The sequence below is a fragment of the Haematospirillum jordaniae genome, from assembly GCF_001611975.1.
Lineage (GTDB): Bacteria > Pseudomonadota > Alphaproteobacteria > Rhodospirillales > Rhodospirillaceae > Haematospirillum > Haematospirillum jordaniae.
The window spans coordinates 605,629-626,635 of the sequence record NZ_CP014525.1 but is presented as its reverse complement, the minus strand read 5'-3'; the positions used below and the strand labels follow the sequence as shown (position 1 = coordinate 626,635).

The window sequence follows — 21,007 nt, the reverse complement described above, 5'->3', positions numbered from 1 at the left end:
TTTGCACTGATGCAGGTTTGTACTTTATGGCATTGCTCCGTTCGGTATCCATTGTTGGCTTCTTCACCTTGCTGTCGCGCTTTACCGGCCTGGCGCGTGAGGCGCTGATTGCCCATTACTTGGGGGCCGGCATGGTAACAGACTGTTTCAATGTTGCCTGGAAGCTGCCAAACCTGTTCCGTCGCTTGTTTGCCGAGGGGGCTTTCTCGGCTGCATTTGTCCCCTTGTTCTCGGCGACGCTGGAGCAGGAGGGTGAAGACGGTGCCCGAGTTTTTTCCGATCGGGTCTTCTCTTTTCTTGCACTGGCGCTGGGGCTGTTCAGTGCTCTTATGATGATGGCTATGCCTTGGGTCATGCACGTTTTTGCGCCCGGTTTCAGCGAGATCCCGGGCAAGCATGAGTTGGCCTCTGATCTGGCCGGTATTACTTTCTCGTATCTGTTCTTTGTTTCCCTGTGTTCGCTGTTGTCCGGAATTCTGAATTCTCTTGGCCGGTTTGCAGCCGCCGCAGGAACGCCGGTCCTGTTGAATGTTGTCAGCATGGCCGGACTGGTTTGGTTGTCTGATTTTACGCCCACGCCGGGTCATGCCTTGGCGTGGGGAACAGCCTTGGCGGGGATCGTCCAGTTTTTGTGGTTGTTGCACTCTGCGTGGAGAGCCGGGTTCCTGCCCCGTTTGGTCCGTCCTTCCCTGTCGCCCAAAGTTCGCCTTTTGCTGATCCGGATTGTCCCTGTGGCTTTTGGGGCAGGGTTGTATCAGGTCAGCCTTTTGATTGACGTTGTGCTTGCCTCACTCTTGCCGGAAGGCTCCATCAGTTGGCTGAACTTTGCCGACCGCCTGAACCAGCTGCCGCTTGGCGTGGTTGGTATTGCGATGGGAACAGCCCTGTTGCCGGTTCTGTCCCGTCAGCTGGCCGCTTCAGACGAGGCTGCTGCACTGGACAGTCAGAACCGTGGGGTGGAGTTGTCCCTTCTGTTGACCTTGCCGGCCATGGTGGGGCTTGTGCTTCTGGCTGAGCCCATTGTTGCCCTGGTGTACGAGCGAGGGGCCTTCACCGCTGCGGATACAGAGGCAACGGCAGCGGCGTTGACGGCTTTTTCCCTTGGTTTGCCGGCATATGTTTTGGTCAAGGTCTTTACTCCGGGTTTCTTTGCCCGTGGTGATACGTCCACGCCGTTCCGGATTGCGGCGGTGGCGCTTGGTATCAACGTGATTTTGAACCTTGTCCTGATGCAGGTCATGGCGCATGTCGGGCTGGCGCTGGCGACGGCTATCGGCAGTACGGTCAATGCCATGCTTTTGGGCATTGTTCTCTGGCGTCGCGGGCACTATCGCATGGACCACCGCCTGTTACAGCGTCTTCCCCGTACCCTTCTTGCAACCAGCCTAATGGGTGGCGTTGTCTATGCTGTGGGCTATGCCATTCCCCTGTTTATCCCGCTTTTATCATGGGGTGTGCTGGTGGTGCAGATTGTGGCGGGCTTTGTTGTTTTCTTTCTTGCCGCTTTCCTTTGCGGTTCCGTCCGGCGTGAGGATCTGGCCTACTTGCGGGCCATGCGTCGTTCCCAACCCCGTGCTTGATCGCGTGCTCGGTGTAGGGTATCCCATCCGCCTGCTGACGGGCTTGCCGGGTGCAGGGTTTGCTTCTTGATAACAGGATCGTATGATGAAACGTATTTTTTCCGGCGCACAGCCTACCGGAAACTTGCATCTGGGCAATTATCTTGGGGCAATCCGTAACTGGGTAACGCTGCAGCAGGATTTCTCTGACTGTGTATTCTGTGTTGTTGACCAGCATGCGATTACTCTGTGGCAGGATCCCAAGGAACTTCATCGTTCCATCCGTGAACTGGCAGCGGCCTATATCGCGGCTGGTATTGATCCTAGGAAGTCCATTCTTTTCAATCAGTCCGCTGTTCCTGGTCATGCCCAGCTGGCGTGGGTTTTCAACTGCGTTGCCCGTATCGGCTGGATGAATCGGATGACCCAGTTCAAGGACAAGGCCGGAAAAAATCGCGAAAATGCTTCTGTCGGATTGTATGTTTACCCAACTCTGATGGCAGCCGATATTTTGCTGTATAAGGCGACGCATGTGCCGGTCGGGGAAGACCAGAAACAGCATTTGGAATTGACCCGGGATATTGCAATCAAGTTCAACAACGATTTTGGTGTGGATCTATTCCCCGTTCCTGAGCCCTTGATCCTAGGAGAGGCAACCCGGGTCATGAGCCTGCGTGACGGCACCAAGAAGATGTCTAAGTCTGATCCGTCTGATTATTCACGTATTAATCTTGCGGATGATGCCGATGCTATTGCGCAGAAGATCCGTAAGGCCCGCACGGACCCCGATCCCTTGCCCGAGGTTGTAGCCGGGCTTGCCAACCGGCCCGAGGCCGACAACCTGGTGACGATTTTTGCTGCCCTGAAGGGAATCAGCAAGGCAGCGGCCCTTGCTGATGTCGGGGGGCAGTCGTTTGCCGTGTTCAAGGGCATGCTGACGGATCTTCTGGTTTCTGAACTAGCTCCGGTCAGCGCGGAGTGGCGGCGGCTGGTGGCTGACCCAGCTTATATCGACTCTGTTCTGCGTGACGGCGCAGAGAGGGCTTCTGTCTTGGCGCGTCCCATTCTCGATGAGGTTTACGATACCGTCGGGTTCTTGCGACCTTAACTGACGGGAAACATTCTTGTCTTCGGACCCCACGCCTTTCCCAAGGTGTGGGGTCTTTTATCATTCACTACAGATGTTTCTGCTGTGACTGTCTTCGGTGCGGGGTACAACAGAAGAAATACCCTGTTCTTGCTTTCCAGCAGACTTTCGCGAACACCGGGAACTCTGAATGCAGGTCTATCTCCCGATTGCTGAAATGTCGGTGAATATTTTTCTCGTTCTCGGGATCGGGATCGTTGTCGGGTGGCTTTCAGGTTTGTTTGGTGTTGGCGGTGGTTTCCTGATGACCCCGTTGCTGATGTTTCTGGGGGTATCGCCTGCTGTTGCGGTCGGAACCGGTGCCAACCAGATTGTGGCTTCGTCTGTTGCCGGGGTTATGGCGCACTGGAGACGAGGAAATGTTGATGTCCGGATGGGCATGGTTCTGCTTGTTGGTGGTCTGGTTGGATCAGGAATAGGGGTCTTTCTATTCCGCTGGCTTCGGTCTGTTGGTCATATCGATCTGGCTATTGCGTTGTGCTATGTCGTGTTTCTGGGGACGATTGGCTCCCTTATGCTGGGCGAAAGCCTGTTGGCAACTTGGCGGGCCCGCCGTCCGGGACATGTTCCTCGCGATGCCGTACAGGAAGAGTCTGGTCACTGGGCAGACCGACTTCCGCTTAAAATGACGTTTCATCGTTCCCGGCTTTATATTTCTGTGATTCCACCGTTTCTTGTTGGGGTTCTTGTCGGGGTTCTGGCTGCGATCATGGGGGTTGGTGGTGGTTTTGTTGCCGTTCCTGCCATGATTTATGTGTTGCGTATGCCAACCCAGGTGGTGATCGGGACATCCCTGTTCCAAGTAATCTTTGTCAGCGCCAATACGGCCTTCCTGCAAGCCCTGCTGAACCAGACCGTAGATGTCATGTTGGCGCTGACACTGCTTGTTGGAGCTGTAACCGGCGCCCAGTTCGGGGCTCGTTTCGGCAGCCGTATTAAGGCCGAGCAGATGCGCATCCTGCTGGCGCTTCTGGTGCTGGCTGTCTGTATTCGCTTGGCATTTGATTTGATGGTCGAACCCGAGGAGCTTTTTATTCTGGGTGGAGGAGGCTGATGTCCAGACTCCGCCTGTGTTGTCTTCTGCTCTCCATTCTTCTGTCTATTCTGCCTGGCGTGTGTCATGCGAACCGTCAGCAACCGGTTGTGGCTGATTTGTCCAAGCATCTTGTCGCTATCAATGCCGGATTCTCCGGGACTGATGTGCTTCTGTTCGGGGCTACCGATGGGCCCGGTGATATTGTCCTTGTGGTGCGTGGTCCCCCGCAGCAGCAGATCATTCGTCGCAAAACGAAATCCGGTCCAATCTGGATCAATGGCGAATCAGTGGTTTTTGATAGTGTGCCAGCTTTTTATCTTGTTGCCTCCAGTGCGCCGCTAGAGGAAATTCTGCCGGACAGCGTGCGGCGATTGCACCAGATCGGGTTGTCTTACCTGAATTTGGAGGTTCTTGAGCCCGTTACCGAAGATGCGCATGTCACAGAGCCATTCCGCCAAGCACTAATTCGCTTGAAGGCTCAGCGTGGGGTCTATGTGACTACCGTTGGTACGATTGATCACATGGCTAACCGCTTGTTCCGGTCCGAGCTGCAGTTTCCCTCCAACGTGCCAACCGGCACCTATATGGTCGAGGTTTACTTGGTCCGTGACCGGCGTGTTGTCAGTGCCGAGATTACGCCACTCAGTATCAGTCGGGCTGGATTGGGGGCCGAGATTTTCCTGTTTGCCCACGATCATGCTGTTCTATATGGCGTCCTTGCTATTCTGGCTGCGGCCAGCGCAGGGTGGTTTGCCGCCCTTGTTTTTCGACGTAACTGAGAGCCGGAGAAACCCGGATGGGGGACAGCGCACAGGGCCGTGTACGGCGTACTTTTCTGGTTGTTGTAGACGAAAGCGAGGAAATGCGCGCGGCATTGCGCTATGCCTGCCGTCGTGCACGGCGTACAGGCGGGCAGGTTGCGTTGCTGCGTATCATCCAGCCGCGCGAGATCCAGCATTATGCTCTGATCGGGGAGAGTATGGCTGACGAGCTTCGATATCAGGCCAGTAGTCACCTGAACGAAATAGCTACAGACGTTCAGCATATTTCCGGTACTGCGCCTGTTTTATTGATCTGCGAAGGCGAGTCGAGTGAGGAGCTTCTCAAACTCCTCCGGGATAAGCCGAATATCAGCGTTCTGGTTCTGGCGGCAGGAACCGGAGCTGATGGACCGGGGCCTCTGGTATCTGCCCTGACAGGTCGGTTAGCGCATCTTGTGCGGATTCCAGTCACGATTGTCCCTGGTGCTATGACAGATGATGCAATTGATGCCATGACCTGAAGAAAATCTATGCCCTTTTCCCCGGCTTGCATCAGGACTGAGGCAGTCCTATTTCAACCCGGATCATTATGGTGTAGCTTCGGCAGCATGCTTGTGATCCCTGTGATCTTCTAACTGCTAAAAGCCTGAGGTTTCCATGTTTATACAGACAGAATCCACCCCCAATCCTGATAGCCTGAAGTTTATTCCCGGTAGGATTGTCATGGCTTCAGGAACCGCGGATTATCGGCAGGAGTCTGAAGCCATGGACTCTCCGCTGGCGACCCGTCTTTTTGCGATAGAAGGTGTTGCGGGTGTTTTCCTTGGGGCTGACTTTGTGACGGTAACGCGTGGTGAGGGGCGGGACTGGCAGGTTCTGAAGCCGCTTGTGCTGGGTGCCATCATGGAACACTTCACCTCGGGTGCTCCGGTCACGCACGATGCTGTTGAGGAAGAAAGTTTTGATCCTGCCGATGCAGCCCTAGTTGAACAGATCAAGGAATTGATTGAAACCCGTGTGCGTCCGGTTGTAGCCCGTGATGGCGGTGATATTGTTTTCCGTGCATTCCGTGATGGTACGGTTTATCTGCATATGCGTGGATCATGTTCAGGGTGCCCAAGTTCAACAATGACCCTGAAGCATGGCATTGAGAACATGTTACGTCATTTCATTCCTGAAGTTAGAGCTGTCGAGGCTGTTTCATAATCTTCGTTATGTAAAGAGGTCTGATGTGACTTTGTTTCCCTGATTTGTTTGATTTTTTATTCTGCCATTTTGGCGTCTTCCGTATCCGAATCATTGATGTCAGGCACCTGTTTGCATTGTTTATAGTGCTAATAAGGTGCCTCTAAATTGAGGTGTATGAGATTTATTTTTGTTTCAGCTTCCTATATTTCTCAAGGGTGTAGCCCTTTATGGGCCTGTCTTTTGCCCATTTTCACGGATCAGGTGCTTGACCTAGGGTGCTTTACTTTATATTAGCTTCCCCTCCGATGCCTTGGACTGCGGTGCTGCTGCGGGCCATCTCTGATGGCATCGTGATCCGGTTTTGCCCCTGTGCAACCGGTGTTCAACCCGGTGCGGTGCCCGTTTGGCCAGAGATCCCGGCCAGAGGGCGTACCAAAACGGGAGTTTCACCCGCCCTGAATTAGGGGCGAGAATCTCCCACCACATGTTGGCCGGTCTGTTTGGTGTTGTGCCGTAAAGGTACGATGCCCGCGGTCTAGGGCTTGGCGGCGCCGAGGATCTTTGCGTTTCATTCGCGTGTTGAACGTGCCGCAGCCCCCGGTAAAGAGGTGTGTATGTATCAGAAGCGATCCTGTCGGCGCTTCAACATTGTTGTGTTGGGTGTTGTGTTTACCTGTGTGGGTGGCCTGTACAGTGCGGCGGTCTCTGGTGTGGCGGGTCTGCATAGAGGTAGCGAGCGTACGGTATCAGAATCTGCTTCTACAGGGGCGCCATCGGTTCCCAGAACATGGGTTTCTCTGTCATCACGCGTTCCATCAGCCTTGCTATTGCCTGTTGGCAAGCCGTCGGTTCCAACGTCTCTGGCCACACCGGCCGATGTGCGTGCTGAACGGCTGGATGCCCTCTATGAGGAACTGTCTTACGGTCTGGATGGCGTGAGGAGCGGTGTTGCAGCTGTCCCACGCGTTTTTTCTCCATCTGTTCCCCGAGATATGCGCGATGTTGATGTTGAACGCCGCAAGAGCCTGTTCCTGCGTATGTTGCTGCCTGTTATTCTGCGTGTTAACGAGGAGATCGAGAGCGACAGAACCCGCCTGAAAAGGCTGATCGAGCGTGACGGTGCGGGGATGCCAGTTAGCGAGCATGATGCGTTGTGGCTGGAAGACAAGACGCGCGAGTATCGCATGCGTGTTGTCAATATGGAGCAGTTGCTGAAGCGGATGGACATTGTGCCTCCTTCCATTGCCCTTGCTCAGGCTATTGAGGAAAGCGGCTGGGGAACCTCGCGCTTTGCCATGCAGGGTAATGCTTTGTTTGGCCAGTGGACACCCTCTGCACGCGGCTTGAAGCACCCGGATCCGATTGCACCGGGTTGGCGTATTGCTTCTTTTCCCTCTCTTTTAGATGCGGTGCGGTCCTACGTCGTGAACCTGAATACGCATAGTGCGTATGGAGAGTTTCGTTTGGCCCGTTTTTCTGCCCGGAAGGCAGGATCATTACCTGAAGGCATGAGCCTAGCTCCCTACCTGCATCGCTATTCAGAGCGTGGTTCCGCTTATACTCAAGCGTTGCGCAACATTATACGGGTTAATGAGCTGCGTGCGTTCGACAGCGCCCGCTTGTCAGACAGGGCGATAGAAGTGGCGGCTTTGCCTGATGACCTGATCCATGCTCCTGATCTTTCCCCCGCTCCTTGACCGGAGAGTGATGCGGCCAAGCTGTCAAGATCTTGAGCGAGAAGCCGACTGAGCCTTTCCAGGTATGGCTTTGGCCTCTCTCTCCGGCCAGTTACACCATTCCCTGACCGGGCACCGGTCGCAGGCCGGGGTTCGTGCCTTGCAGATGTAGCGTCCGTGCAGGATCAGCCAATGGTGCGCATGCTGGCGAAAGCGGGCGGGAATGACTGTTTCTAGCATCTTCTCGACAGCCAGCGGCGTCTTGCCGGCAGCCATGCCTGTGCGGTTGGCGACGCGGAACAGATGGGTGTCAACAGCAATGGTTGGTTCGCCAAAGGCAATGTTCAGAACGACATTGGCTGTCTTGCGGCCAACGCCGGGCAATGTTTCCAGAATGTCTCTGTTACGGGGAACGGTGCTGTTGTAATCGCGGACCAGAATCTGCGACAGGGCAATAATGTTTTTGGCCTTGGTGTTGAACAGGCCAATGGTCCGGATATGTTGACGCAGCCCTTCTTCCCCCAGTTCCAGCATTTTCTCCGGCGTATCGACACGTTGGAACAGGGCGCGGGTTGCCTTGTTGACGCCGGTATCTGTTGCCTGGGCTGATAGTGCAACCGCGACCAGAAGCGTATAGGCGTTGACGTATTCCAGCTCCCCTTTTGGCTCTGGATTGAGGGCCTGTAGCGTGCTGAAAAACCCCTCGACCTGTTTCCGGGTCATGGGACGGGTTGCGGTCGTCCGGGTATTGTGTTGCGTGCTCATGGGGTACGGGGGGTCAGGCCCAGAACATCCTGCATGGAGTATAGTCCGGGCCTGCGCCCGTTGCACCAGCGTGCAGCGCGGATGGCGCCACGGGCAAAGATCTGTCTGGAGCTGGCTTTGTGGGTCAGTTCCACCCGTTCGCCATCGGCTGCGAAAATCACAGTATGTTCCCCGATTACGTCACCGCCCCGCAAGCTGGCAAAACCGATTGTACCCGGCGTCCGGGGGCCTGTATGGCCATTACGGGTTATCTGTGAGACATCATCCAGGGTGGTTCGCCGCCCACGGGCGGCCGCCTGCCCCAAGCCTAATGCTGTGCCAGATGGCGCGTCAACCTTGTGGCGGTGGTGCATTTCAAGGATCTCTATGTCGTAATCCAGCCCCAGAATGGCGGCTACTCTTTCTGTCAGGGCAAACAGTAGATTGGTGCCGATGCTCATGTTTGGTGACATGACAATAGGGATGCTCTTGGCTGCAATGGATACAGCTTCTTGTTGGGTGGGAGAGAAGCCCGTTGTTCCCACGATCAGGGCTGTTCTGTGAGTGGCTGCTAGGCGGGCATGCACGGTGGTGGCATCCGGGGTCGTGAAATCGATAACAGCATCGGCATGGGAGAAGAGGCTGGAGGGATCATCTGTGATTGCTATGCCAAGTGGCTCTGTTGTGCCAACAAGGCGGCCTATGTCCTGACCCAGGAAGGGAGATCCCTGCGGCTCTGTTCCACCAGCTAGGGTAACAGTATCGGTAGCAAGAATTTCCTGGACCAACATCCGGCCCATGCGACCGGCGCATCCAGCTACAGCAATTTTCATGGAAGAACCTTTCGGGGGCAGGGCATCGTGCAAAGGCCCCGCATGGGCTGCGGGGCCAAGAAAGGGAAGCGCTCGGCAGATCTACAGCGTCTGGTGGCCAATACGCCGGATCTGGCGGTGTGTAGGGCGGAACCGCTCCAGATACGACGGAATAATGGCTTCCGTGGTTTCCGGGCGGATACCAAGTTCAGCCAGACCGGGGCAAGTCCCCGACACAACGCTGTCCCGTTCCATCATTTTAACCATATCCGGTGTCAAGGGCGGAACCGGCAGGAATTGAAGCAGGGCAGCCTGAATGCGTGCCACGGCCATGGGCGCGGGGAGAACAGGCTTGCCACGGCGTGTTTCCCGCATGACCTGTTCCATGATCTCCTTCAGTGTCATGACGCGTGGCCCACCCAGCTCCCACAGCTTCCCTTGCTGGCTGCGGTCATCAAGGATGCGGCATATCACCTCGGCAACATCACCGACATAGACAGGCTGAAGCTTCGGCCCACCAGATCCGACTAGGTCAAGACGGGGCAGCTCGCCCGGAACTTTGCGCAGGGCCGGGGCATCCGTTGTGAAATACAGCAGGAACGGCAGCGCCCGTGCCATGGCGCCAAAGCGATTGTAGAAGTCATCCTCGGGACCAAAAATGACCGACGGGCGAAGAATGCTGGCCCCTGGGAAGGCAGTTTTGACCCGGGTCTCACCCTCGGCCTTGCTGCGGGCGTAGCTTGCCGGGCTGGAAGGATCGGCACCCAGTGCGCTCATGTGGACAAGGTGCTGGACGCCAGCTTCCCGGGCCAAGCGCGCGATGGTTTCGGCCCCCACAACATGGATGGCATCGAAGCAAACCGGTCCCTTTTCGTACAGGATACCGACCAGATTGATAACCGCGCTTGCCCCCTGTACGGCACTGCGGACCGTATCCTCACGCGTGATGTTTGCGTAAACAGGCGAGACTTGGCCCAGATCACCTAGGGGTTTCAGGAATTTGGCACCTTCGGGATCCCGGACGGCGACGCGGATACGCCAGCCCGCTTTTGTCAGCTTGTTGACCAAATGACGGCCAACGAAACCGGATCCGCCAAAAATTGTGACCAGACGTTCGGTCATGGTACTGAAACTCCCGAAATATCAGTGCCGGGGCCCCATTCGCTGCGAGCCTTGCGGGACCGTGCCAAAGACAGCTTCCTGTCCGGGAAATTGGCACAACACGAGGCCGGACGCAACAGAGAGCCCCTGAATACCGCCTGGTGGCCAATCTCCTAGTATTGGCTTGCCAGAGTTGGTTGTTCTCTTTTGAAAAATATCCATGGTGTTAAAAAGATGATTGACGCAGAGGCAACATGCCCATATAAACCGCCCCCACCAAGACGTTTCTCTTGGTCTTTGTGCTGTGAAAGAACGCAAATCTTTCTGGCAAGAAAAAAGAGAGCGGTATTGTGTCACCAGCCTAGGTGGCGGAATTGGTAGACGCGCAGGTTTCAGGTACCTGTGGCCGAAAGGTCGTGGAAGTTCGAGTCTTCTCCTGGGCACCATCCGCCTGGCAAAGCTTCGCAGGATCCCGGGAAGGGAAGCGGAGATTTGCTAGGCGGATTTTTTTGTGGCCATAAGCCGTATTTCTGTCCATGAATACCGCCGTGTCGCAGTGCGCCAGCGCCCACTCTCTATCTTCGGTAGAAAAGCCAGTTTTCGGGGATTTTGGCAATGACTATATACTATCATCGTGGCGATCTGCCGGCTGACGTTGGTTTTTCGGGAGCGGTTGCCATTGATACCGAGACAACCGGGTTGTCCCCCGTACGGGATCGTCTGTGTGTTGTGCAACTCTCCGGAGGAGACGGCAATGCGCATGTTGTTCATGTCGGTGGCGCATTGGGGTATGATTGCCCGAACCTGAAAGCCGTTTTGGCCGATCCTTCGCGTCTCAAGATCTTTCACTATGCCCGCTTTGATATTGCCATACTTCGCAAGTATCTGGGGGTAGCCTGTGCGCCAGTTTATTGCACCAAGATCGCATCCCGTCTGACGCGTACCAATACGGATGCCCATGGTTTGCGGTCCTTGGTCCAGGCCCTGACAGGTGTGGAGCTGGACAAACAGCAACAGTCTTCAGACTGGGGAACGGATGGTGAGTTGACGGCAGAACAATTGTCTTATGCGGCCTCGGATGTATTGTATCTGCATGCCCTGAAAGATCGTCTGGATGCTCTTCTTGTGCGGGAGCGTCGTACCCATCTTGCCGAGTCTTGCTTCCAGTTTCTTCCGATCCGTGCGGAGCTGGATCTGCTGGATTGGCATAGCCTTGATATCTTCAGTCACTGAACGCTGAAGGAGTGTGTTGGTGAAAGCATCATCGTCCCTTTCGTCCGGACCTGTATCCCTGAACTCTGCCCTGGAAGCCGGGCGCAGGGTGCTGTTGACCGAAGCCGGGGCTCTGCATAGCCTGGCAGAGAGCCTTGATGGTCCTTTCTCGGCTGCCTTGGAGCGGCTTCTGGCTGTAAAAGGCCGTGTTGTTGTCACGGGCATGGGCAAGAGTGGCCACATCGGCGCCAAGATTGCCGCAACCTTGGCATCAACGGGTACGCCGGCGTTCTTTGTGCACCCTGCTGAGGCCAGTCACGGTGATCTCGGGATGGTGACGCAGGATGATGCGGTCGTCGCCCTGTCCAATTCAGGGGAGACGGCCGAGCTGGCGGATATCGTCGCCTATACCCGTCGTTTTGCTATCCCCCTGATCGGTATTACCGGGCGGGCTGATAGCGCTTTGGCTGTGGACAGCGATGTTGCCTTGGTGCTGCCGGCCTTTGAAGAGGCATGCCCGCATGGATTGGCTCCGACCACTTCAACCACGCTGATGTTGGCCTTGGGTGATGCTCTGGCGGTTGCTCTTCTGGAAAGCAAGGGATTCACTGCTGAAGATTTCCGTCTTTTCCATCCGGGGGGGAAGCTTGGGCAACGCCTGATGCGTGTTGCTGACCTGATGCATGGTCCGCAGGAGCTGCCGTTGTGTACACCCGATACCCTGATGGCGGATGTTCTGGTCGAAATGACGGGTAAAAGTCTTGGCTGTGCCGGTGTTATGGGGGCTGATGGGCGTCTGGCCGGTATGATTACAGATGGCGATCTGCGCCGCCATATGGAAGATGGGTTGATGCGGCGGCGGGCAGTGGACGTTATGACCCCGGACCCGATGACGGTTTCGCCCACGCTTCTTGCGGGGGAAGCCTTGCATCGTATGAACAGCCGCAAGGTTACCGGCCTTTTTGTCGTTGATCCAGGTGGGCGGCCGGTTGGTTTCCTGCATGTGCATGATTTGCTCCGGGCTGGTATTGTCTGATGCCTGTTCCTGATCCTTCCGGACGTTGGTCCTTGTTGTTCGGATACAGTCGTCTTGTCGTGGCGATGAAGGTTCTGCTGCCTGCCCTTGCCCTGCTTCTGATTGTGGGTGTTCTTCTCTGGCCGCGCCTTGTTGCCGACACAACTGCTCCTTCGTCCTTGATCCAGGCTGCGACAGAAGACGTTCCACTGGAAAACAAACAGATGGAGCAGCCCCGTTACAGGGCAACAGATGCGGACAACCAGCCTTATACCCTGAATGCCGATCGTGTGTGGGAGGTGGTGCCCGGGTCGTCAGAGTTTAACTTGGTCAATCCACGCGCTGACATGACAACGAACGATGGCGCGTGGTTGGCGATGGATGCGCCTGAGGGGCTGTATTATGAGAATCAATCCATTCTGGATTTATCTGGCGGTGTGAACCTGTATCATGATGCGGGGTATGAGTTGCATACGCCATCTGTCACGATTGATGTGGCGGGAGGGGAAGCCATTGGCATGGAGGCCGTTGAGGGGCAGGGGCCATCCATGACAATCGCATCAGAAGGTATCCATGTGGTGGAGCGTGGTCGTTCCGTCCTGTTTACGGGAAAGGTGCGCCTTGTTCTTTACCCGGAGAAAGCTCCTTAGGAGCGGCAGGAGCCTGATCACATGCGTATCGCGGCACGTATCCTGTTTCTCTTGGTTGCTCTGTTGGGTGGCCTTGTCTTCTTGCCTGTGCATGCGCAGGACCCTAGCCGTGTGGTGGCCGGGGATGATGATGCACCGGTCGTGATAGAGGCTGAGAATGGTCTGGAATGGACAAGGGAGCAGCGTCGTTTTGTGGCGCGTGGTCATGCGACCGCCGTTCGGGGTGATGCGACGCTGCGGGCTGACACTCTCTTTGCCTTCTATGATGATGACAGCCATAATAAGGCTGCCCCGCAGGGTGCGGGTTCGTTCGGTGCCATTCGTGTGCTGGAGGCGCACGGCTCTGTCGTGATGACGGCTCCGGGAAGACGTGCGCGGGGTGAGAAAGCTGTTTACGATGTTGTCAAAGGTGCCTTGACACTGTTTGGTCAGGGGAAAGGCGTTGTCGTAACCCTGCCGCAGGATACTATAACGGCGCGTGATACAGTCCACTATGACAGTCGCTCTTTGGTGGCAACAGCAAAGGGAGACGCCCGCGTTGTCAGGCAGGATCGCATCATGTCTGCCGATAGCATGGTTGCACGGATGAGTGCGGCACGTGGTGGGGATACCTTGAAAACCGTTGATGCAACCGGAAATGTCCGTATCGTTACCCCGCGTGAGCAGGGGACAGGTGATCGCGGACACTATGATGCCGTGACCGGCATTGCCACGCTGACAGGTACGGTTACTCTGGTTCGTGATGGAACGATTCTGACCGGTAACAAGGCGGTATTTGACATGAATACCGGTGTGTCCCGTCTGGTGGGCGGGCCAGGGCGGGCTAGGGCTGTTCTGGTTCCGGAAAAACCTGTTCAGGACGGGCAGAAGAGTGGTAGCGATGAAGTATCGAAGGGTCAGCCCTGATTCCCGACGGGGTTCAGCGGTCAGCATACGGAGACAGCGACGCTTGTGAGAACGGAGAAAGATCATCCTGAACCGGGTTCCGGTTCCGATAACGAAACGGCTGGCCTAGTTCAGGCAAAAGATTCAAGCACGGGCCTTCGTGTCCGCCGCATAGGCAAGCACTACAAACGTAGGCCTGTTCTTCACGATGTCAGCCTGTCTGTGCAGCGTGGGGAGGCCGTTGGTCTTCTTGGGCCGAACGGGGCTGGCAAGACGACGTGCTTTTATTGTGTGACGGGCCTTATTATGCCTGACTCAGGGACCATCGAGCTGGATGGTCGTGATATCACGGCGCTGCCCATGTATCGTCGGGCGCGTTTGGGCATAGGGTATTTGCCGCAGGAAGCCTCTATTTTCCGTGGGCTCAGCGTCGAGCAGAATATCATGGCTATTCTGGAGGTATGCGAGTCGGATCAGGATGTGCGCGAAGAACGGCTTGAGGATCTTCTCGCTGAATTCTCCGTATCCCACCTGCGCCGGGCTCCGGCCTTGTCCTTGTCCGGGGGGGAACGTCGGCGTGTGGAAATTGCCCGTGCACTGGCATCCAGACCATCTTATATTCTTCTGGATGAACCGCTGGCTGGGATTGATCCGATTGCAGTGGCTGAAATCCGTGACCTTGTGGCCCATCTCAAGGATCGGGGTTTGGGCGTGTTGATCACGGATCACAATGTACGGGAAACACTGGATATCATTGACCGTGCCTGTATTCTTCATGCTGGTACGGTCCTGATGGAAGGGAAGCCGGAAGAGATTGTGGCTGACGAAGGGGTTCGTCGCGTGTATTTGGGCGAGAATTTCAGACTGTAGGGCGGGGGGCCCCGGTAATGGTGCTTCAACCCAGGCTCGATATGCGGCAGACCCAAGGTCTGGTCATGACGCCGCAGCTGCAGCAGGCTATCAAGTTGTTGCAGCTGTCCAATCTTGAGCTTGGAGCCTGGATTGAGCAGGAATTGGAGCGCAATCCGCTTCTTGAGCGGGCAGAGCCATCCGTGGCCGTGTTGCCAGAGGCTGATGTTCCGGTTGAGTATCGTCGCGATGCCGGTCAGGATGTTCTCGTTGACCCGATTGACGGGGCCCGCGAAGCTCCGCTGGATGTTGAGGTGGATAATACCTTTGACGAAGGGAGCCCGCGGGAAGGCCCGGCATGGGATCCAGATGAAGCTTTAGGGCGATGGGACAGGGTTGGCCATGGGGGCCGTGGGGATTTTTCTGACAACGAAATGGATCAGGACCGGCAGGCTTCTGCCGCTAAGTCTTTGCGCGACCATATTCTGGAGCAGGTGGAGCTGGATATCCCTGATCCTGTGGATCGCTTGGTTGCCGTGGCTTTGCTTGATGCCTTGGATGACAATGGGTGGCTTCTGGTCCCGACATTGGATATTGCAGATGGCCTTGGTACATCACAGGAGCATGTGGAGGCCGTACTTCGGGTTGTTCAGCGTTTTGACCCGCCGGGTCTTTTTGCCCGCTCCCTGAAAGAGTGCTTGGCCCTTCAGCTTGCAGATCGTGATCGTCTGGACCCCGCCATGCAGGCCCTTGTTGACAATCTTGATCTTCTGGCGCGTCGTGACTTTGCAACGTTGATGCGGATTTGCGGTGTTGACGAAGCAGATCTTCAGGACATGATTATGGAGATCCGTGCCCTTGATCCCAAGCCGGCACAGCATTTTGATGTGGCTGTGGCGCACCCGGTTGTTCCCGATGTTCTGATGCGGCCTCTTCCGGATGGGGGGTGGGTTGTTGAACTCAATCCGGACACTTTGCCCAAGGTCCTAGTCAACAGTCGCTATTATGCACGTGTCAGCAAGGCTGCCCTCTCCAAGGAAGAGAAGGCCTTTGTAACCGAGAATTTCCAGTCGGCATCCTGGCTGGTCAAGTCACTTGACCAGAGAGCCAACACCATCCTGAAGGTCTCGACCGAGATTGTGCGTCGTCAGCATCGCTTCTTTGAAGAGGGCGTATCTGGTTTGCGTCCGCTGATCCTGCGGGATATCGCCGAGGCCGTGGATATGCACGAGAGTACGGTCAGTCGTGTAACAAGCAACAAGTATCTGTCTACGCCACGAGGCGTCTATGAGCTGAAGTACTTTTTCACCCAGGCGATATCAACAACCGATGGTCGTGATTCTGTTTCAGCAGAAGCTGTTCGTCTTAGAATTAAAAGCCTTATTGATGGAGAGGAACCCGGAAAGATTATGTCCGACGATGCCTTGGTGGCGATTCTACAGGCCGAAGGCATTGATATTGCCCGGCGCACTGTGGCCAAATACCGTGAGTCGATGAAAATTCCATCGTCCGTGCAGAGGCGACGAGAAAAGTTTATGGGGGGATCGCCTCCTGTCGCAGTATAATAGTCCGGTCTTTGCAAGGTATTCCCAATGGGTGTTTGTTCTGTCTTGACCGGGCGGCGCACTGATCTTATGGTTCGCCCCCTTGTTTGGAGGTGGGAAGGGGCATCGAATACTCTGGCCATGTACTTTGATTGGCAGGCTGTTCGATCCAGTTTTTGTGTACTGGTTGGCTTCTTTTTCCTCTTTTTGCGGAGCTAGTTAACCTTTTGTTTTTACTCGCGAGGGTAGTTATATGGGGTTTTCGTAGTGCCGCTGTTTTTCTTTTTGAAAGCCAGTGAGGGCTTGTAATGGATATCACCAGTCTCGTCAGTCCAGAGAGCGTGGTGCCTTGCCTGAAAGTGACATCAAAAAAGCAGGCTCTTCAGGAGCTTGCCCGTCACGCCGCCCAGTTGACCGGTCTTCATGAGCGGGCCATCTTCGACACCCTTCTGGAGCGCGAGCGTCTTGGCACAACTGGGGTGGGCAATGGCATTGCCATACCGCATGGTAAAATGACCGCTCTGGATCGTTTGTACGGTGTCTTTGCCCGTCTTGAACGTCCTGTTGACTTCGAGTCCATCGACGAACAGCCTGTCGACCTGATTTTCCTGCTTCTGGCCCCTGAATGTGCCGGTGCCGATCATCTGAAGGCGCTGGCCCGTGTGTCGCGTCTTCTGCGCGACCGTGCCATGTGCGAGAAGTTGAGGGCAACATCATCGGCTGATGCGCTGTATGTTCTTCTTGCCAACAGCGAAGCACAGGCGGCCTGATCTGTGGGTGGGCTTTCAGGAACAATAAAAATACAGGCCGGTATATAAAGCCGGCCTGTTTTTCTTCCTAGGTGCCGCCTCTCAGCCTAGCCAAAAGTCTCTATCATTGTTTCGATCCGTGTTGGGTCGTGCTCGCTCATAACCTGTCGGGCATGTTCTTCCGCTGCCCAGTAGGCAAGGTGGCGGATCCTGTTCTTGACCCTTGGCAGGCTCCCGGCAGCCATGGAAAGTTCCCGGATGCCAATGCCAACCAGCAGCGCTGCCAGGCGTGGATCACCGGCAATTTCCCCGCAGACACTGACCGGTATACCGGCCCGCAGGGCAGCCCCGGTTGTAAAGTGAATCAGGCGTAGAACAGCAGGATGGGTTGGATTGTACAGATGGGCTACTTCCTGGTCTGTACGATCTATGGCCAAGGTATACTGGGTCAGGTCATTTGTGCCGATGGCAAAGAAGTCCGATGCGGTTGCCAAGGCATCGGCGGCCAGTGCTGCGCCTGGCACCTCGATCATAACGCCCAGGGGAGGGAGGGTATCCGGTACCGGGATCCGTGTCTTCTTCAGGCGAATGTGCACGGCACTAAGACATTCGCGTACAGCCGTAATTTCTGACACGGTGCAAACCATGGGGACCAGAATACGTACAGGGCCGTGTACGGCAACCCGCAGAATGGCGGCAAGCTGGGCTTCAAGGACTGCGGGTGAGGACAGGAGAAAGCGTACAGCCCGCAACCCCAAAGCCGGGTTGGCTGGCATGCTGCCCCCCAGCGCCGTTGTTAGCTTGTCACCCCCTGCATCCAGAATGCGTATGGTGACCGGCTTGCCTTCCATGCGCTGTACAACCGTCTTCAGGGCCCTGTATTGTTCATCCTCGTTGGGCCAGTCCGGTCGGTTCATATACATGAATTCGCTGCGGAAGAGGCCAATGCCCTCAGCCCCGGATGAGAGGATCGTATCGATCTCGCCGGGGAGTTCAATGTTTGCCATCAGACGTATCGTGGTTCCATCAGATGTCACTGCCGGCAAGTCCCGCAGCCGTCCCAGATTGCGGCAGCTTCTCAGGAACTCGGCGCGTCGGATGCGGTACGAGGCCAGCGTGTCCTGATCCGGGTTTATCACCACCGTACCGGTGACCCCGTCCAGAATGATCGTATCTCCTCTCTGTACCGAACTCATGATATCCGGCACAGCCAGTACGGCCGGAAGCCCCAACGAGCGGGCCATAATGGCCGTGTGACTTTCTGCTCCTCCACAGGCTGTGACAAAGCCTGCTACAGTTTCCGGATCAAGCAGGGCTGTATCGGCAGGTGTCAGCTCGTGGCTGACAATAACAGCATTGCGAGGCAGATTCTGGAATGCCTTTTGTGGTGCTGCGGACAGATGGCGGATCAGCTTGTTTCCGATATCACGGATATCATCGGCCCGCTGTTGCAGATAGGGGTCATCCATGGCCTGGAAGGCATCGTTCAGGGCTGATATTTCATAACGAACGGCGGCTTCGGCATTGATGCGGTCGTGTTCGATTCTGGTTTCCACCCCCCGGATCAACCGGGATCCTTTCAGCATGTGCCCATAGGCATCCAGAAGGAATCCCAGTTCTTCTCCCGCCTGAGCAGGCAGATCACCGGCTTTTTCCCGCAGGGTTTCCAGTTCGGTGCTGGCATCGGCTACAGCTGTGGCAAAGCGCTTTTTTTCTGCATCCACACGGGATGCTGGTATCCGGTGCTCTGGTGCGTGTACATCACCGGGTTCGTGCAGACAGGCAACGCCAATGACAATGCCGGGTCCTACGCCGTGTCCGTGCAGAACGGCACTTCCTGCCGCTTCGCTATGATCGGGCCTAGTCTTCATCGAACTTTTCGTCAACCAGTTTGCCAAGGCCTTCCAGAGCATCTCGTGCCTGTGGCCCTGTGGCGCGCATTTCAATAATGGTACCCGTTGATGCGGCCAGCATCATCAACCCCATGATGGATCGCCCCGATACCGTTTGCCCTCGGTTGCAGACCTGGACATCAGCTTGGAATGTCTCGGCAAGTTTGACGAAACGTGCGGCAGCTCTGGCATGTAGGCCCCTAGTGTTGCGGATTTCTGCACGCCGGACCATGGTCCCGTCCTCAAGGGTTTCAATGGTAAAGGATGCTATCTCATGCCGGGGATCCATGTGCATGGACGGCTGTCTCCTTTCTGGTGACTGTGTTCCGGGTTGACTGACCAAAACCGGTGTCAGTGGTCGGTCAGGAGTTTCGAGGCAACATTGATATATTTGCGCCCGGCGTCCTGCGCGGCAAGGACTGCCTTTTCCAGAGACATGTCATGGCGGACGCTGGCCAGCTTGATCAGCATTGGCAGATTGACACCGGCAATGACCTCAACCTGTGCCCGCCCCATGATGGATATGGCCAGATTTGATGGTGTGCCACCAAACATGTCTGTAAGAACAACAACACCGTTCCCGGTTTCTACCGAGGCAACCTTGTCTAAGATATCGGCCCTGCGCTGTTCCATATCATCTTCAGGGCCAATGCATACGGCTGCGGTTCCCACCTGATGGCCGACAACGTGTTCTAGGGCGGCGATCATTTCCTCGGCCAGGCGGCCGTGGGTGACCAGTACCATACCGATCATGATTGTATTTCCTTCATAGACCCCTGTACCGTCTGGCTCTGTGATGGCAGCACAGAGATATCCCTGTGCCTGAGGATGGGTTGATAGTTTTGCCCCGTCAGCCAGGCATGGATCTGTCTAGCCGTAAAGACAGACCGGTGTTGTCCGCCGGTGCAGCCGACCGCAATGGTCAGGTAACTGCGCCCTTCAGATTGGTAACGTGGCAGGATGGGGTGAAACAAGGTTTTCACATTCTCAAGAAAAGGCGCAAAAGCAGGGTCGCCTGCGACATACTCCCCGACCTCGGGATCTTCACCGGTTTTGGTTCGTAGATGGTCAACATAGTAGGGATTACGCAGGAAACGCACGTCCAGAATGATATCTGCTTCCCTGGGCAAGCCATTCTTGAAACCAAAGGACATAACCGTAACCTGCATCCGCGACTGATAGTCGGTCCTGTAGCGTTCCTCGATCAGGGAACGGAACTCATTGTGACTCAGGCGCGATGTGTCGACAACAAGGTTGGCAACCGCCTTCAGTGGAGCCATGATCCGACGCTCCAGGGCAATGCCATCGCTGACGGGCAGGTCACTTTTTGTCGGGTGGCGGCGCCGGGTTTCTGTAAAACGGCGAATCAGGACATCATCGTCAGCATCAAGAAAGAGCAGGTGCACGTCTACGTTCGGGCGTTTCTGTAGTCCATCAAGAATGCCCCTGAACCAGGTCGCATCCAGATCCCGGGTCCGGATATCAATGCCAAGAGCCAGAAAATGCGGTTGTCTTGGTGTGTCCTGCATCTCCGTTCCGGGGCCAAGGCCCAACAGGCCGTCCAGCAGCACAAGGGGGAGATTGTCGACAACCTCGTAGCCAATGTCTTCCAGTACATTCAGGGCGGTGGATTTCCCCGCCCCGGACAGTCCCGTTACGATCACCAGACGTGTCGTGTTCTGGCTTGGGCCTGAAGTGTCTGTCGTCGCGTTGGGATTGATCATGATACGGGGACAATTTCTCCTGTGGCCAGCCGGAGTGCAAGACGAACGTGGGCTGTTGCAGACACCCGGAATGGATCAATCCATACCCGACGTACGGGAACGCTGCAAAGCAGAACCTGATCCGTTTCGGGAAGGCGTTCTGTTTCTCCGCCTGCCCTCAGGTCACACAGAAGCGAGACCGGTACCGGTCCAGAGGAAGGAACCGGAACAATTCCAATCCCACGTACTTCCAGAAAGCCGGCCAAGCGATCGGGTGGGAAGGCAACCAGCTGCCCGTTTTTGGCATCGATGCGACACAGGTCGTCCGCCACCAGCTGTGCGCCCTCATCAACAAGCCGCAGCGCCAGGTCGGACTTGCCGCTTCCCGATGCGCCCCGCAGGATAACGCCGTGACCGTGGACAGCAAGACATGTGGCGTGAATGTGTTCCATCAACCCGGAGGGTGAGAGTCCTGTTATGGAAA

Annotated in this window: 22 protein-coding genes and 1 tRNA gene; 15 read left to right on the top strand and 8 right to left on the bottom strand. The window is 55.9% G+C overall.

What is annotated here, in order from left to right; translation table 11 throughout:
• Positions 1–26: 26 nt before the first annotated feature.
• The 7 genes from murJ to AY555_RS03095 all read left to right on the top strand — a co-directional run bounded on the left by murJ (position 27) and on the right by AY555_RS03095 (position 7,388).
• Positions 27–1,580: a murein biosynthesis integral membrane protein MurJ gene (gene murJ, locus AY555_RS03125; protein WP_066133332.1), complete on the top strand. Its 1,554-nt coding sequence runs from the start codon at positions 27–29 to the stop codon at positions 1,578–1,580.
• A gap of 85 nt (positions 1,581–1,665) precedes the next feature.
• Positions 1,666–2,667, top strand: coding sequence for a tryptophan--tRNA ligase (gene trpS, locus AY555_RS03120; RefSeq protein WP_066133329.1), 1,002 nt, complete (start codon positions 1,666–1,668; stop codon positions 2,665–2,667).
• 169 nt (positions 2,668–2,836) lie between these two features.
• A complete protein-coding gene (locus tag AY555_RS03115) occupies positions 2,837–3,760 on the top strand; it encodes a sulfite exporter TauE/SafE family protein (RefSeq protein ID WP_066133326.1) in 924 nt (307 codons plus the stop codon).
• Positions 3,760–4,521 (top strand): TIGR02186 family protein, encoded by a 762-nt coding sequence (locus AY555_RS03110; protein WP_066133323.1) that lies wholly within the window; start codon positions 3,760–3,762, stop codon positions 4,519–4,521. The genes AY555_RS03115 and AY555_RS03110 overlap by 1 nt, the downstream gene beginning before the upstream one ends.
• Before the next feature lie 17 nt (positions 4,522–4,538).
• Positions 4,539–5,024: a universal stress protein gene (locus tag AY555_RS03105; RefSeq protein WP_066133320.1), complete on the top strand. Its 486-nt coding sequence runs from the start codon at positions 4,539–4,541 to the stop codon at positions 5,022–5,024.
• Between the two features lie 136 nt (positions 5,025–5,160).
• Positions 5,161–5,709 carry a NifU family protein gene (locus AY555_RS03100; RefSeq protein WP_066133316.1) on the top strand — a complete coding sequence of 183 codons (549 nt, stop codon included), beginning with the start codon at positions 5,161–5,163 and terminating at the stop codon, positions 5,707–5,709.
• Between the two features lie 596 nt (positions 5,710–6,305).
• A complete protein-coding gene (locus tag AY555_RS03095; protein WP_066133313.1) occupies positions 6,306–7,388 on the top strand; it encodes a glucosaminidase domain-containing protein in 1,083 nt (360 codons plus the stop codon).
• 24 nt (positions 7,389–7,412) lie between these two features.
• Here the strand turns inward: AY555_RS03095 and nth are convergent, their stop codons facing one another.
• The 3 genes from nth to AY555_RS03080 form a co-directional block, all read right to left on the bottom strand.
• On the bottom strand, positions 7,413–8,090 hold the full coding sequence (nth, locus tag AY555_RS03090) for an endonuclease III (protein WP_066136430.1): 678 nt from the start codon (positions 8,088–8,090) through the stop codon (positions 7,413–7,415).
• A 38-nt stretch (positions 8,091–8,128) separates the two neighbouring features.
• A complete protein-coding gene (dapB, locus tag AY555_RS03085; protein ID WP_066133308.1) occupies positions 8,129–8,944 on the bottom strand; it encodes a 4-hydroxy-tetrahydrodipicolinate reductase in 816 nt (271 codons plus the stop codon).
• An 81-nt stretch (positions 8,945–9,025) separates the two neighbouring features.
• Positions 9,026–10,045, bottom strand: a complete 1,020-nt coding sequence (locus AY555_RS03080) for a complex I NDUFA9 subunit family protein (protein WP_066133305.1) — start codon at positions 10,043–10,045, stop codon at positions 9,026–9,028.
• Positions 10,046–10,383: 338 nt separating this feature from the next.
• Here AY555_RS03080 and AY555_RS03075 point away from each other — a divergent pair.
• From AY555_RS03075 to ptsN, 8 genes are all read left to right on the top strand, one after another.
• Positions 10,384–10,470 (top strand) — tRNA-Leu (locus AY555_RS03075).
• A 169-nt stretch (positions 10,471–10,639) separates the two neighbouring features.
• A complete protein-coding gene (locus AY555_RS03070) occupies positions 10,640–11,257 on the top strand; it encodes a ribonuclease D (RefSeq protein ID WP_066133302.1) in 618 nt (205 codons plus the stop codon).
• 19 nt (positions 11,258–11,276) lie between these two features.
• Complete coding sequence (locus tag AY555_RS03065; RefSeq protein ID WP_407646299.1) at positions 11,277–12,272, top strand: KpsF/GutQ family sugar-phosphate isomerase; 996 nt, start codon at positions 11,277–11,279, stop codon at positions 12,270–12,272.
• Complete coding sequence (lptC, locus tag AY555_RS03060) at positions 12,272–12,901, top strand: LPS export ABC transporter periplasmic protein LptC (RefSeq protein WP_066133299.1); 630 nt, start codon at positions 12,272–12,274, stop codon at positions 12,899–12,901. The genes AY555_RS03065 and lptC overlap by 1 nt, the downstream gene beginning before the upstream one ends.
• A 21-nt stretch (positions 12,902–12,922) precedes the next feature.
• Positions 12,923–13,807 (top strand): LptA/OstA family protein, encoded by an 885-nt coding sequence (locus tag AY555_RS03055; protein WP_066133296.1) that lies wholly within the window; start codon positions 12,923–12,925, stop codon positions 13,805–13,807.
• Between the two features lie 45 nt (positions 13,808–13,852).
• Positions 13,853–14,656 carry an LPS export ABC transporter ATP-binding protein gene (gene lptB / locus AY555_RS03050; RefSeq protein WP_066133293.1) on the top strand — a complete coding sequence of 268 codons (804 nt, stop codon included), beginning with the start codon at positions 13,853–13,855 and terminating at the stop codon, positions 14,654–14,656.
• 17 nt (positions 14,657–14,673) lie between these two features.
• Positions 14,674–16,200, top strand: coding sequence for an RNA polymerase factor sigma-54 (gene rpoN, locus AY555_RS03045; RefSeq protein WP_066133290.1), 1,527 nt, complete (start codon positions 14,674–14,676; stop codon positions 16,198–16,200).
• A 287-nt stretch (positions 16,201–16,487) separates the two neighbouring features.
• On the top strand, positions 16,488–16,949 hold the full coding sequence (gene ptsN, locus AY555_RS03040) for a PTS IIA-like nitrogen regulatory protein PtsN (protein ID WP_066133287.1): 462 nt from the start codon (positions 16,488–16,490) through the stop codon (positions 16,947–16,949).
• Positions 16,950–17,035: 86 nt separating this feature from the next.
• On the opposite strand, the gene ptsP is transcribed toward ptsN, so the two are convergent.
• The 5 genes from ptsP to AY555_RS03015 form a co-directional block, all read right to left on the bottom strand.
• Entirely contained in the window at positions 17,036–18,799 is a 1,764-nt protein-coding gene (gene ptsP, locus AY555_RS03035; protein WP_066133283.1) for a phosphoenolpyruvate--protein phosphotransferase, read from the bottom strand.
• Positions 18,789–19,052 (bottom strand): HPr family phosphocarrier protein, encoded by a 264-nt coding sequence (locus AY555_RS03030; protein ID WP_066136423.1) that lies wholly within the window; start codon positions 19,050–19,052, stop codon positions 18,789–18,791. Before AY555_RS03030 ends, ptsP begins: the two co-directional genes overlap by 11 nt.
• A gap of 119 nt (positions 19,053–19,171) precedes the next feature.
• Positions 19,172–19,573: a PTS sugar transporter subunit IIA gene (locus tag AY555_RS03025; protein WP_066133280.1), complete on the bottom strand. Its 402-nt coding sequence runs from the start codon at positions 19,571–19,573 to the stop codon at positions 19,172–19,174.
• The gene (rapZ, locus tag AY555_RS03020; protein ID WP_082811829.1) at positions 19,570–20,544 is read right to left on the bottom strand and encodes an RNase adapter RapZ; all 975 of its coding nucleotides are present in this window, start codon (positions 20,542–20,544) and stop codon (positions 19,570–19,572) included. Before rapZ ends, AY555_RS03025 begins: the two co-directional genes overlap by 4 nt.
• Positions 20,541–20,975, bottom strand: a complete 435-nt coding sequence (locus AY555_RS03015; protein WP_066133277.1) for an HPr kinase/phosphorylase — start codon at positions 20,973–20,975, stop codon at positions 20,541–20,543. Before AY555_RS03015 ends, rapZ begins: the two co-directional genes overlap by 4 nt.
• Positions 20,976–21,007 lie beyond the last annotated feature (32 nt).